We start from the raw sequence: 12,584 nt of genomic DNA, 5'->3' as shown, positions 1-12,584 counted from the left end.
TGCCTGCAAAAATATGGAAAGCGCGTGCCAATGGCTTTCTTTTCGACTGTCGATTGTAGGGCGGAGCTCTTAAACTGCAACCCTTGATTGGCAGGAGACCCAACGTGGAAGACAGGACGCGCGGCATGCTCGAAATGGCGGCGGCGATGGTGATTTCGGGCACCATCGGCTGGCTGGTGGTGATATCGGGGCGACCGGTGACGCAGGTGGTGTTCTGGCGCTGCGCGTTTGGCGCGATGGTGCTGATTCCGGTCTGCGCGGCGCGCGGCTATTTGCGGCGCGACGCGATATCGCCGCGTCAGCTGTGGCTTGCCGTGGCCGGTGGCATCGCCATCGTGGCCAACTGGCTGCTGCTGTTTTCCGCCTATTCGGGCGCGTCGATCTCGATTGCCACGGCCGTGTACAACACGCAGCCATTCATGCTGGTGGCGCTCGGCGCGCTGTTCCTCGGCGAGCGGATCACGCTGGCAAAGCTGGCGTGGCTGGCAACCGCGTTTGGCGGCATGCTGCTGATCGTGCAGGCCAAACCCGACACCGGCGCGCTGCCTGGCAACTATCTGGCCGGCATCGGCATGGCGCTGGGCGCGGCGTTCTTCTATGCGCTGGCCGCGCTGATCGCCAAGCATCTGAAGGGCGTGCCGCCGCATCTGATCGCGCTGATTCACGTGCTGGTGGGCAGCGTGGCGCTGCTGCCGCTGCTGGCGCAGGGCGGCTGGCCCACCGGGGCGCTGACATGGGGGACGCTGGCCACCATGGGCGTGGTGCACACGGGGCTGATGTATATCCTGCTGTATGGCGCGATCCAGAAACTGCCGACGCACCTGACCGGCGCGCTGTCGTTCATTTATCCTATCGTGGCCATTCTGGTGGATCGGCTGGCATTCGGGCATCACCTGCATCCCGCGCAGATCGTGGGCGCTGCGCTGATCCTGTTGGCCGCCGCCGGCATGACGCTGGGATGGCCCTGGCGCAGGCTGCTGCCGTGGGAGGCGCGCAAGTCTTCCAGCTGAACGCTGCCGCCGGGGCCGTGACTGTCGCACACACACAGGACGGAGACACCAATATGCAAGGCAGGGAAACGCGGGGGATGTGCCGGGAGCGGCTGGGCCGGATCGAACAGTTCATCGACCAGACCTATGTATCGACCGGCAAGCTGCCCGGTGCGCTGGTGCAGGTCTGGCGGCGCGGCGAGCTGACGCTGAACACGGCGCTGGGCATGGCCGACCGCGAACGGCAGGTGCCGCTGGCCGAGGATTCCATCTTCCGCATCTATTCGATGACCAAGCCGATCACGTCGGTGGCGATCATGATGCTGCTGGAAGAATGCAAGATCGCGCTCGACGATCCGGTCAGCAAGTACATCCCTGCCTGGGAAAACCTCGGCGTGTTTGCCGGCGGTTTCATGGAGAGCTTCCAGACGCGCGCGCCGGCGCGGCCGATGCTGGTGGTGGATCTGCTGCGTCATACGTCGGGACTGACCTACGGATTCCAGCAAAACAGCAATGTCGACGCGGCATATCGCAAGCATAAGCTGGGCGACCTCGCCGTCGAAGGCACGCTCGACGACATGATCGCCAAGCTTGCCACGCTGCCGCTGGAGTTTTCGCCGGGCGAGGCGTGGAACTATTCGGTGGCCACCGACGTTCTCGGCTATCTGGTCGGCAAGATCAGCGGCATGTCCTTCGACGACTTCCTTAAGCAGCGGATATTCGATCCGCTGGGCATGGTCGATACCGCGTTCCACGTGCCGCAGGAAAAGATCGGGCGTTTCTGCGCCTGCTACGCCGTCGGTACGCTGGGCTCCAAGGTGATCTCGCCGCGCGGGCCGATGCTGCAGGACGATCCGCAGGCCAGTCTCTATCTGAAGAAACCCACTTTCCTGTCGGGCGGCGGCGGCCTGGTGTCGACGGCGGCGGACTACATGCGTTTTGCGCGCATGCTGCTCAATGGCGGCGAACTGGACGGCGTAAGGCTGTTGAGCCCGAAGACGCTGGCGCTGATGACCGCCAACCACTTGCCCGGCGGAGTCGATCTGCCGCGCATGTCGCGCTCGATGTTCAGCGAAGCCACCTACGAAGGCGTGGGCTTTGGACTGGGTTTTGCCACCACCATTGCCCCGGCCAGCACGCTGATTCCCGGCAGCGCCGGTGACTTCTTCTGGGGCGGCGCGGCCAGCACGTTCTTCTGGGTGGATCCGCAGGAAGACCTGATCGGTCTGTTCCTGACGCAACTGCTGCCGTCGTCCGCCTATCCTGTGCGACGCCAGCTGCGGACCCTGGTGTATAGCGCGATCACCGAGCCCGGCGCCGCGCCGCGCTGAAACGGCCGGCGCCCGGCGGGCCGGCGCGACCCGCCGGCCTCCGTCACGACGCTGCGGACAGGCAACGACAGGCGACTACAATACCCGCACGGAAAAACCGCACGCCCCCAATCCCTATGAAGCTCAAGACCTCGATCCTCGCCCTGACGGTGGCCGCCACGGCGGCAGCCAGCCCGCTGGCCCACGCCAGTGTGGCGTCGGATGCCCGCGCCTTCAAGGAAGGCGTCAAGGAAGCCGGCAAGAAAACCGGTCATGCCGTGGCGGATGCGGCACGCGCCGTCGGCCATGGCGCCAAGGCGGCGGGTCACGCCGTGGCCGACACGTCAAAGCGCGGCTACTACGCGACGAAAAAGGCCATCAAGGGCGACGACTGACCCGCGCCATGTCATGCGCGAACGGCGAATCGGCTGCACCGCGCCGCACCTGCGTACAATGCCGGGCTCAATCAAAGGAATGACGTCGTGAAGAAAACCGACCTGGAAAAGAACAAGGGCCTCAAGATCGCCAACAGCATGAAGCAGAGCGGCGCCAACCGGGGCGGCTCGCTGCCGAAGGCGCAACGCCAGCCGGCGAGCAAGAACGGTCTGCTGGGCAAACTGCTGGGCAAGGCCGTGCCGGCGGAAAAACCCGAAGAATAAGCCGCGCGCGGCTCAGTGCGCGGTGCGCGCCGGCATCGCGCGCGCCACCGGGCAGTTCGGATCGATCGCGCGGCATAGCGCATAAAGATCCCGCACGATCAGATGCGGCGCCTGGCCGCGGCGTGCCCATCTCGCGGCGTCCGCGGCGGCGTCGCGCACCACCCACGCGGCCTGCAGGCCTGCCGCCAGCGCCCCCACCACATCGAGATCCGCATCGTCGCCCACGTGCAGCATCTGCTCGGGACGGCAGCCTGCCGCCTGCACCGCAGCGTGAAAGATGGCGGCATCGGGCTTGGCACAGCCCGCACTCTCCGGATTCAGCGCGGCTTGAAAAAAGTGATGCCCACCGGTCACCCTGAGGCTGGCATTGCCGTTCGATACCGCCACCAACGGAAACCGTCGGCTCAGCCATTCCAGCGCCGGAAACGCATCCTCGAAGAAATCGACGCGCTGGCGCGCCGCGAAAAATACGTCGTAGGCGGCCTGCGCCAGCGCCGGATCCTCGTCCGCAAGCTCCAGCGCCATGCGGATCGACCCGAGCCGCAATTCGCGCAGGTTGTGCGCCAGATCGGGACGCGACGCCTGGAAGCGCGCACGCAACTCCCCCAGCACTTGCGGCGATGTCAGCACGGCGGCGGTGCGCGGCGCCTGTTGCAGCAACCAGTCGTGCAGCGTCTGTTCGGCGCGAATCACCGCCGGGCCGAAAGCCCACAGGGTGTCGTCGAGGTCGAGGGAAATTGCCGCGATACTGGCCAGGGAATGCATGAGGGAGGGTGCCGGGATGGGGGTAAGCCCGTGGAATTTACCAAGATCCGCGCCGGACGTAAAACCCAATCGCTGCATCGCAGCACATTGCCGGATCACTGCGCCGGATCACAGCTCCGACAGGCCGAAGCGGCGCAGCGCTTCCAGATCGGTCACGCGGATGGTCTGGTAGGACAGACCGACCATGCCTTCCGCTTCCAGCCGGCGCAGCGCCTGATTCACACGCTGACGCGACAAACCGGTCAGCAGACCGATTTCCTCCTGCGACAGCTCCAGCACGGCGCTGGTGCGCGGATACAGCGCCGGATGAAACAGCTGGGCGATGGCCTGCGCCACGCGCGCGTCGGCGCCCAGCAGGCGGTCGTTCTGCACCATGGCGATAAACTGGCCCATGCGCTCGTTGAGCTGGCGCACCACGTATCCGGCAAACGGCAGGCTGTCGGCCAGCAGCGTGTTGAAGACCGGCTCGGGCACCAGCAGCACGCGGGATTCGCGGATTGCGATCACGTCGTAACGGCGCGCCTCGCGCTTGATCACGCTGCCCTCGCCGCACCAGCCGCCCGCCGGTACGCCGCAAAACGTGCATCCACGCCCGTCCGGCGTATAGACGGCCAGCTTGATCAGGCCCGCATCGACGCCGATCCAGTAACGCGAATACTCGCCGCGCCGCGCAATATAACTGTCGGCCGGATAATTACGCACGATCGTTTCCGCCGCGGCCAGCGCCTGATGCGCGGGCGAAAGCGCGCGATACCAGTCGTGTTGATCGAGCACAGCGTGGACGTTCATCGGAAGTCGGGGAGCGAGTGAAGCGCACCTCTGTCGTCCAGGCGACAGAGTGAGCAGGCGCCGCAATGATAGCGTGCATGCGACAACACACAACGCATCCGTCAGGATCCATACAGGAGACACCCATCATGCCGACCGATTTCGACACCGGGCTGGCCCGCAATCCCGCCAACTTCGTGCCGCTGACGCCGCTCGACTTCATCGCGCGCGCCGCGCAGGTGTACGGTCACCGGCTTGCCATCGCGCACGGACCGGTGCGGCAGAACTGGCGCGACACCTACGCGCGCTGCCGCCGCCTGGCCAGCGCGCTGGCGCGTGCAGGCATCGGGCGCGGCGATACCGTGGCCGCGCTGCTGCCGAATACGCCGGCAATGGTGGAGGCGCACTTCGGCGTGCCGATGGCCGGCGCCGTGCTCAACGCGCTCAATATCCGCCTGGACGCCGCCAATCTGGTCTTCATGCTGCGCCATGGCGAGGCGCGCGTGCTGCTGGCCGACACCGAGTTTGCCGATGTGGCCCGCCAGCTTGCGCGCGAGGTGCCGGGATTGAAGGTGATCGCCGTGCATGACGCGCTCGGGCCGGCCATCGACGCACCGTTCGGCGACACCGACTACGAGCGCTTCCTGGCCGGCGGCGATCCGGAATTCGACTGGCGCACGCCCGGCGACGAATGGGACGCCATTGCGCTGAACTACACGTCCGGCACCACTGGCGACCCGAAGGGCGTGGTCTACCATCATCGCGGTGCGGCGCTCAATGCCATCTCCAACATTTTGGAATGGGACATGGGCAAGCATCCGGTCTACCTCTGGACGCTGCCGATGTTCCACTGCAACGGCTGGTGTTTTCCGTGGACCGTGGCGGCGCGCGCAGGCGTGAACGTATGCCTGCGCAAGTTCGAACCGAAGCTGGTGTTCGATCTGATGCGCGATGAAGGCGTGACCCATTACTGCGCGGCGCCGATCGTGCATACCGCGCTGGTCAGCGCGCCACCCGCATGGCGCGAGGGTCTGCGCGGACCGGTGCGCGGCATGGTGGCCGGCGCGCCGCCGCCCGCCGCGGTGCTGGCGCAGATGGAGGCCATGGGCTTCGAACTGTCGCATGTGTACGGACTGACCGAAGTTTATGGGCCGGCCGCTGCGTGCGCGGAGCAGGACGAATGGCGCGCGCTGTCCACCGAGGAACGCGCGGTGCTCAAGGCGCGTCAGGGCGTGCGCTATCACCTGCAAGCGGGCGTCACGGTGCTGGATCCCGACACCATGCAGCCGGTGCCGCGCGATGGCGAGACCATCGGCGAAATCATGTTCCGCGGCAATATCTGCATGAAGGGTTATCTGAAGAACGACCGTGCCACGCGCGAAGCGTTTGCCGGCGGCTGGTTCCATACGGGCGACCTCGGCGTGCTGATGCCGGACGGCTACATCAAGATCAAGGACCGCAGCAAGGACATCATCATCTCCGGCGGCGAGAACATTTCCAGCGTGGAAGTGGAAGATGCGATCTACCGGCATCCGGCCGTGATGGCGGTCGCCGTGGTCGCGCAGCCCGACAGCAAGTGGGGCGAAACGCCGTGCGCCTTCGTCGAACTGAAGGACGGCGCCGACGCCACGGCCGAGCAGATCATTGCGCACTGCCGCACGCTGCTGGCCGGCTTCAAGGTGCCGAAGGCGGTCTACTTCGGACCGCTGCCCAAGACGTCGACCGGCAAGATCCAGAAGTTCGAACTGCGCAAGCAACTGAAGTCGAACGCGGCGATCGACGTCTGACGCGACGCCTGATGCGACGACTGACGCGCGGCGGTGGCGGCTGGCGCGACCGGACTTCGGCAGGAATTTGCCGTGGCGTCCCGCGTCGGTTATCGCCCCGCTTCGACATGCGCAGGGTTTCCCCGCACCGGCCAATGTTGCAATGCAGCGCGACGCGCAGGCCATTCCGCAGGGCGGGTGACTGCGTGCATGCGCCGATTGTCGGGTGCGTGCCTTTGCATTAGGCTCTTGCACGATCCCGTACGGGCCGCGATGGCGTGCTATCGATTTGCCGACGCGACGACCCTGCGGTCAGCCCACTCCCGGCGGAGGTGTCCAAGATGCGCGACGTGCAGCGTTCCTTGCAGTCTTCGGTTTCCGTTTGTGCGAGCAGCTTCGCCGAATGGAGCGAGGCGATCAGCGCCAACTTCCTGCCGCTCGATTGCGCGCGCGACACGCGCGGCGATTTTCGGGGCCGTGCCAGCCTGGCCCATTTTGGCGACAGCGTGGTGGGCGATATCGAAGTCGGCGCGCATCGCGTGGTGCGTCGGCGCGCCCATGCCGAAGCCTCGGATGCGGGCTACTTCAAGATCTTCTGGCAGTTGGCCGGCGCCAGCCGGATTGCGCAGCGCGAGCACGAGGCGGTGCTGAATCCGGGCGCGTGGTCCGTCTACGATACGACGCAGCCTTACAGCGTCGAGATGGCCGAAGGCTGCCGCGCACTGGTACTGCTGGTGCCGCAAGCGCGCAGCTTTGGCTGGCAGGAGCCGGCGCGCACGCTGTGCGGGCGCGCGCTGCCCGGCGTGGGCGCGGCGCGCATCGCGGCCGCGGCGCTGGGCGGATTGCTCCATGATGCGATGGGCGGTCACGCGCTGGATCATCGCGCGCAGGGCGTGCTTGAGGATTCGATGGTGGCGCTGGTCGAAACCGCGTTGCAAGCCGCCGCGCCACCGCACGCGCCTGCTGCGCGGCATCGGCTCGGCGATAGCCGCGTGCGCCGCATCGTGGCGTATATCGACGCCGAACTGCACGACCCCGACCTGTGCGCGCAGCGCCTGGCCACCGTGTTCAACGTATCGCGCCGCACGCTTTACAACCTGTTCCGCGAATATGGGCAGACGCCCCACGCCTATATTCAGGCAAGACGCCTGCAACGCGCCGCGCAGCAGTTGGCGGCGCGCGACGGCATAGGGCCGAGCATCACGGAAGTGGCGTTCGGGCTTGGCTTTGTCGATGCGGCACATTTCAGCCGCGCGTTTCACGAGCGATTCGGCATGAGCCCGTCGCAATGGCGTCAGGGCAAGCACCACGCCCCCAGCGATCCCGCAATGCAGCAAATCTGACCCGCGTGGCGTGCACCCAGCGACAAGCACTATGCACGCACAGACAAGCCAGCGCGCGACGGCGTTGCTACCTTCTGTCCTCCACGAACAACGACAGGAGACACGCGTGAACGCCCCGGAACAGCATCCTCATCCCATCCGCAGCGACATGTTGATCGACGGCCAATGGCGCCAGGCCGCATCGGGCGAGACGTTCGCGGTCTTCGATCCCGCCACCGGCCAAACCATCGCGCACGTGCCAAGTGGCGACGCAGCCGACGTCGATGCTGCCGTGGCCAGCGCGCGGCAAGCCTTCCAGAGCGCCGCTTGGCGCGACTTGATGCCCGCGCAGCGCGAGCGCCTGCTGCTGAAACTGGCCGATCTGGTAGAGCAGCACGGCGAAGAGCTGGCGCGCCTGGAAACGCTGAACAACGGCAAACTGCTGGCCTTTGCGCATGGACTCGATGTCGGCGGCAGCGCGCAATGGCTGCGCTACATGGCGGGATGGGCCACCAAGATCGACGGCCAGACGTTCGATATCTCGATGCCGCATCCGCCGGGCACACGCTACAGCGCGTCGACGCGCCGCGCGCCGGTGGGCGTGGTGGGCGCCATCGTGCCGTGGAATTTTCCGCTGCTGATGGCGGTGTGGAAAATCGCACCCGCGCTTGCATGCGGCTGCACGGTGGTGCTCAAGCCCGCGGAAGAAACCCCGCTGACCGCGATCCGGCTGGGCGAACTGGCGCTCGAGGCAGGCTTTCCGCCCGGCGTGTTCAACGTGGTGACCGGCGATGGCGTGGCCGGCGCGGCGCTGGTGGCGCACCCCGGCGTGGACAAGATCACCTTCACCGGATCGACCGAAGTGGGCCGCCTGATCGGCGCACGCTGTGGGCAGGATATTCGCCGCGTCTCGCTGGAGTTGGGCGGCAAAAGCCCGGTGGTGGTGCTCGACGACTGCGACCCGGCGGTGGCGATCCAGGGCGCGTCAGCGGCCATCTTCTTCAATCAGGGGCAGGTCTGCACGGCTGGGTCGCGCCTTTATGTATCGCGCCGCCACTATGACCATGTGGTCGAAGGCATTGCGCGCGTGGCCGATGCGATGGTGCTGGGATCGGGGCTCGATCCGGCCAGCCAGATGGGGCCGCTGGTGTCGGCGCGCCATCGCGACAAGGTGGTGGGCATGATCGATACCAGCCGCAGGGAAGGCGCGGAAATCGTCGCGGGCGGCGCGGAGGTGCAGCGCGACGGCTATTTCGTGCGGCCCACGGTGGTGGCCAACACCGGCAGCCGCGATCTGGAAATCGTGCGCGAGGAAGTGTTTGGCCCCGTGGTGGTGGCAATGCCGTTCGACGATCTCGATGCGGTGCTGGCGGCGGCCAACCAGTCCGCCTACGGCCTGGGCGCCAGCGTGTGGAGCAACAACCTCCGCGCGGTGCAGCGGCTGGTCGACGGCATCGATGCGGGCACCGTGTGGGTCAACTGCCATAACGTCATCGATCCCAATATGCCGTTCGGCGGCTACAAGGCCTCCGGCGTGGGGCGCGAACACGGCCGCTCTGCGATCGAATCGTATACGGAACTGAAATCGGTCTGCATGGCGTATTGAGCGGCGGCCCGGAGGTTGTAGCTGGAGAGTTGAGACGAGAGGTTGAAGGTTTGGAGCCTGGCGGTCACGCGGCGACCGTCAGGCGCCGCGACGTGACAAGGACGAACCGGAAACACATAAAAGCAGGAAGCGCGCCGCACCAGAACAATTCCAGAACAACGATTCGAGGAGACAGAGAAGATGACCCACAACGCGAAACGGCTCCCGTGGTATCGATGCGCGGCCATCGCCATGGCCTGCCTGATGGCCGTGCCGGCGACGGCGGCGGCGCAGTCGGCTGCACCATCGGCCAGCAAGATCCGCGCGGCCACAAGCAAGGTCAACGGCCAGTTTATCCGCGCCAATGCCGAGAAAACGCCCGACTGGCCCAGCTATGGCCTCGACTACGCGGAAACCCGCTTCAGCCGCCTCGACGCCATCAACAGCAACAACGTAAAGGACCTGGGCCTGGTGTGGTCCTATAACCTCGAATCCACGCGCGGCGTGGAATCGACGCCGCTGGTGGTAGATGGCGTGATGTACGTCACCGCATCGTGGAGCGTGGTGCATGCGGTGGACGTGCGTACCGGCAAGCGGCTGTGGTCGTTCGATCCGAAGGTCGATCGCGCGCTCGGCTATCGCGGGTGCTGCGATGTGGTGAACCGCGGCGTGGCGCTTTATCAGGGCAAGGTCTTCGTAGCGTCGTACGACGGCCGCCTGATTGCGCTGGACGCCGCCACGGGCCGCAAGGTCTGGGAGAAGGACACCATCATCGACCGCAAGTATTCGTACACGATCACGGGCGCACCGCGCGTCATCAACGGCAAGGTGATCATCGGCAATGGCGGCGCGGAGTTCGGCGTGCGCGGCTACGTGACCGCGTACGACGCCAACACCGGCGCGCAGAAATGGCGCTGGTTCACCGTGCCGGGCGATCCGTCAAAGCCGTTCGAGGACGAGTCGATGGAACGCGCCGCCAAGACCTGGGACCCTGCCGGCAAATGGTGGGAAGCCGGCGGCGGCGGCACCGCGTGGGATTCGATCACATTCGATCCCGAGCTGAACCTGATGTACGTCGGCACGGGCAATGGATCGCCATGGTCGCGCAGCAAACGCAGCCCCGCAGGCGGCGACAACCTGTACCTGGCGTCGATCGTCGCGCTCGATCCGGACACCGGCAAGTACAAATGGCACTACCAGGAAACGCCGGGCGACAACTGGGACTACACGTCCACGCAGCCGATGATCCTGGCGGACCTGACCATCGACGGCCAGCCCCGCAAGGTCATCCTGCACGCGCCCAAGAACGGATTCTTCTTCGTGATCGACCGCACCAACGGGCAATTTATTTCCGCCAAGAACTTCGTCGATGTGAACTGGGCCACCGGTTACGACAAGAACGGCCGCCCCATCGAAAACCCGGAATCGCGCTCGGCCGACAAACCCTACGACGCGATTCCCGGCCCATACGGTGCGCACAACTGGCACACGATGTCCTTCAATCCGCAGACCGGTCTGGTGTATCTGCCCGCGCAGAACGTGCCGATCAACCTGATGGACGACAAGGCATGGACCTTCAATGGCGCAAAGCCGATGCAGCCGGGCGGCAACACGGGCTGGAACACTGCCAAGTTCCTGAACGCCGAGCCGCCGAAGTCCAAGCCGTTTGGCCGCCTGCTGGCGTGGGATCCGGTGCGGCAGCAGGTGGCGTGGTCGCACGAGCAGGTGTCGCCGTGGAACGGCGGCACGCTGACCACCGCCGGCAATCTGGTCTTCCAGGGCAGCGCCGATGGACGCTTCGCCGCGTATGACGCGAAGTCCGGCGAGAAGCTCTGGGAAACGCCCACCGGCACCGGCGTGATCGCCGCGCCGGTGAGCTACCAGGTCGACGGCAAGCAGTACATCTCTGTGGCGGTGGGCTGGGGCGGCGTCTATGGCCTGGCGCAGCGCGCCACCGATCGCCAGGGGCCCGGCACGGTCTACACCTTCGCGTTGGGCGCGAAGGCCAAGCCGCCCGCGTTCGTCCAATATCGCACCGATGGCCTGCTGCAAGGCGTGAAGTACGACGCAGCCAAGGTCAACGACGGCGCAGGGCTCTACGTCAGCAGTTGCGTGATGTGCCACGGCGTGCCCGGCGTGGACCGCGGCGGCAACATTCCCAACCTGGGCTTCGTCAGCCCGGGCGTGATCGAGCATCTGGACAAGATCGTCTTCAAGGGACCGTTCATGGCACGCGGCATGCCCGATTTCACCGGCAAGCTCACCGCCGATGATGTCGAGAAGATCAAGGCCTTTATCCAGGGCACCGCTGATTCGGTGCGGCCGAAGGCGCAGGCGGAACTGAAGTAGCCGCGCCGATGCTGGCGGCCTGCTCGCGCAGGATGTCAGCCGCCACCGTCGGCCGTCAAGGCGCGTTGGCCTTGCGGCCCGCCATATGGTGCAAATACGCCAGCAGGTCCTGCAGTTCGCTGTCGGACAGCGTCTTCTCGTCGATGGCCGACATCTTGGCCGCGGGCCACCAGCGCAACGATTGCGGATTGCGGATCAACCTGGTCAGCTTGTCGTCGCCCAGGTATTCCACCGGGTTGTACGGCACGTTCAGGTCCGGGCCCAGATGCGCGTCGCCCGCGCGATTCATCGAGTGACAGGAAAAACAGACGCGCTGGAACGTCGCAAAGCCGCGCACGACCGGGCCGTCTGCGGGCAGGTCGGCAGCCGGGCGGATTGCCGCGAAGCGTTCCGCCGCAGTCGCGCCGACGTCGATGCGCACGATCGCATAGGTCCACAGGCTTTCGTTGATGCTGACCGCCGCGTCCCCACGCGCGGCACTGGCAGATGACTTCGGCACCGTCCAGATCAGCCGGAATGGGCCGATGTCCTGCCCTTTGAGCGTCGGCCACGGCCTGGCGGGGTTTTCCACCGCGAGCCACGCGCGTGGCCCATCAGCACGATCCGCCAGCAGCAGAGGCATCGGCAGATGCGACACGTAGCCGTCGCTGGCGGCCGTGGTGGCGCTGCCATCCTTCGCAACCGGCAGTCCCGCCAGCAGCGCCGCCAGCGGAATCGCCTTGAATGTCATGCGGCGCTTCAGGTTGTCGTCGTCGACGGTGACATTGACCAGCCGCCGGTCCTTCAGCAACGCGGCGCGCGTAAAAGTCGTTTGCTGCGCACCGGCCGTAATGGTCAACGTGGCCGCGTCCTTGGGCGGGCTGTCGGCCTGCGCCTGGGCATGTGCCGCACCACCGATGCACGCCATGCCTGCCACCGCGACAGTCAGTGTCGTGGCGATGCTCTGGATCCAGCGAATCATGTTTTGCTCTCGACAGGAATGGGGGGCTGCCGGACCCGCCTTGCGCCCGGCTGCATAACCCTAGCGAATTGTGCCGCCTGCCGCAATCGGTCCGCGCGGCGGCTACGCCA

11 protein-coding genes are annotated in these 12,584 nt (G+C 66.1%); 8 read left to right on the top strand and 3 right to left on the bottom strand.

Annotation, left to right across the window (positions count from 1 at the left end):
- The first annotated feature begins 104 nt into the window (after positions 1-104).
- The 4 genes from F7R19_RS10760 (at position 105) to F7R19_RS29740 (ending at position 2,958) form a co-directional block, all read left to right on the top strand.
- Positions 105-1,010, top strand: coding sequence for a DMT family transporter (locus F7R19_RS10760; protein WP_223506209.1), 906 nt, complete (start codon positions 105-107; stop codon positions 1,008-1,010).
- A gap of 53 nt (positions 1,011-1,063) precedes the next feature.
- Positions 1,064-2,320, top strand: coding sequence for a serine hydrolase domain-containing protein (locus F7R19_RS10755; RefSeq protein WP_061954694.1), 1,257 nt, complete (start codon positions 1,064-1,066; stop codon positions 2,318-2,320).
- Between the two features lie 116 nt (positions 2,321-2,436).
- Positions 2,437-2,694: a hypothetical protein gene (locus F7R19_RS10750; RefSeq protein WP_150980374.1), complete on the top strand. Its 258-nt coding sequence runs from the start codon at positions 2,437-2,439 to the stop codon at positions 2,692-2,694.
- 87 nt (positions 2,695-2,781) lie between these two features.
- Entirely contained in the window at positions 2,782-2,958 is a 177-nt protein-coding gene (locus F7R19_RS29740) for a hypothetical protein (protein WP_157779473.1), read from the top strand.
- 12 nt (positions 2,959-2,970) lie between these two features.
- On the opposite strand, the gene F7R19_RS10745 is transcribed toward F7R19_RS29740, so the two are convergent.
- Together F7R19_RS10745 and F7R19_RS10740 are read right to left on the bottom strand one after the other, a co-directional pair.
- On the bottom strand, positions 2,971-3,723 hold the full coding sequence (locus F7R19_RS10745) for an HAD family hydrolase (protein WP_150980371.1): 753 nt from the start codon (positions 3,721-3,723) through the stop codon (positions 2,971-2,973).
- A gap of 108 nt (positions 3,724-3,831) precedes the next feature.
- Complete coding sequence (locus F7R19_RS10740; RefSeq protein WP_061954625.1) at positions 3,832-4,512, bottom strand: Crp/Fnr family transcriptional regulator; 681 nt, start codon at positions 4,510-4,512, stop codon at positions 3,832-3,834.
- 128 nt (positions 4,513-4,640) lie between these two features.
- Here F7R19_RS10740 and F7R19_RS10735 point away from each other — a divergent pair, with 128 nt between their 5' ends.
- The 4 genes from F7R19_RS10735 to F7R19_RS10720 all read left to right on the top strand — a co-directional run bounded on the left by F7R19_RS10735 (position 4,641) and on the right by F7R19_RS10720 (position 11,513).
- Positions 4,641-6,278: an acyl-CoA synthetase gene (locus F7R19_RS10735; RefSeq protein WP_061954623.1), complete on the top strand. Its 1,638-nt coding sequence runs from the start codon at positions 4,641-4,643 to the stop codon at positions 6,276-6,278.
- A gap of 320 nt (positions 6,279-6,598) precedes the next feature.
- A complete protein-coding gene (locus tag F7R19_RS10730; RefSeq protein ID WP_150980369.1) occupies positions 6,599-7,600 on the top strand; it encodes a helix-turn-helix domain-containing protein in 1,002 nt (333 codons plus the stop codon).
- Positions 7,601-7,748: 148 nt separating this feature from the next.
- Positions 7,749-9,185, top strand: coding sequence for a phenylacetaldehyde dehydrogenase StyD (gene styD / locus F7R19_RS10725; RefSeq protein WP_223506289.1), 1,437 nt, complete (start codon positions 7,749-7,751; stop codon positions 9,183-9,185).
- A 180-nt stretch (positions 9,186-9,365) separates the two neighbouring features.
- Positions 9,366-11,513: a PQQ-dependent dehydrogenase, methanol/ethanol family gene (locus F7R19_RS10720; protein WP_150980363.1), complete on the top strand. Its 2,148-nt coding sequence runs from the start codon at positions 9,366-9,368 to the stop codon at positions 11,511-11,513.
- A 55-nt stretch (positions 11,514-11,568) separates the two neighbouring features.
- Here the strand turns inward: F7R19_RS10720 and F7R19_RS10715 are convergent, their stop codons facing one another.
- The gene (locus F7R19_RS10715) at positions 11,569-12,474 is read right to left on the bottom strand and encodes a cytochrome c (RefSeq protein WP_407648916.1); all 906 of its coding nucleotides are present in this window, start codon (positions 12,472-12,474) and stop codon (positions 11,569-11,571) included.
- Positions 12,475-12,584 lie beyond the last annotated feature (110 nt).

The organism is Cupriavidus pauculus, assembly GCF_008801835.1.
Taxonomy (GTDB): domain Bacteria; phylum Pseudomonadota; class Gammaproteobacteria; order Burkholderiales; family Burkholderiaceae; genus Cupriavidus; species Cupriavidus pauculus.
Note: the sequence above shows the minus strand (reverse complement) of the source record. Positions and strands in the feature narration are given on the sequence as shown.

Coding starts and splice junctions, on each gene's coding strand:
- F7R19_RS10755 (WP_061954694.1), top strand. CDS start 1,064: ATGCAAGGCAGGGAAACGCGGGGGATGTGCCGGGAGCGGCTGGGCCGG.
- F7R19_RS10740 (WP_061954625.1), bottom strand. CDS start 4,512: ATGAACGTCCACGCTGTGCTCGATCAACACGACTGGTATCGCGCGCTT.
- F7R19_RS10720 (WP_150980363.1), top strand. CDS start 9,366: ATGACCCACAACGCGAAACGGCTCCCGTGGTATCGATGCGCGGCCATC.
- F7R19_RS10715 (WP_407648916.1), bottom strand. CDS start 12,474: ATGATTCGCTGGATCCAGAGCATCGCCACGACACTGACTGTCGCGGTG.
- F7R19_RS10730 (WP_150980369.1), top strand. CDS start 6,599: ATGCGCGACGTGCAGCGTTCCTTGCAGTCTTCGGTTTCCGTTTGTGCG.
- F7R19_RS10735 (WP_061954623.1), top strand. CDS start 4,641: ATGCCGACCGATTTCGACACCGGGCTGGCCCGCAATCCCGCCAACTTC.
- styD (WP_223506289.1), top strand. CDS start 7,749: ATGTTGATCGACGGCCAATGGCGCCAGGCCGCATCGGGCGAGACGTTC.
- F7R19_RS10745 (WP_150980371.1), bottom strand. CDS start 3,723: ATGCATTCCCTGGCCAGTATCGCGGCAATTTCCCTCGACCTCGACGAC.
- F7R19_RS10750 (WP_150980374.1), top strand. CDS start 2,437: ATGAAGCTCAAGACCTCGATCCTCGCCCTGACGGTGGCCGCCACGGCG.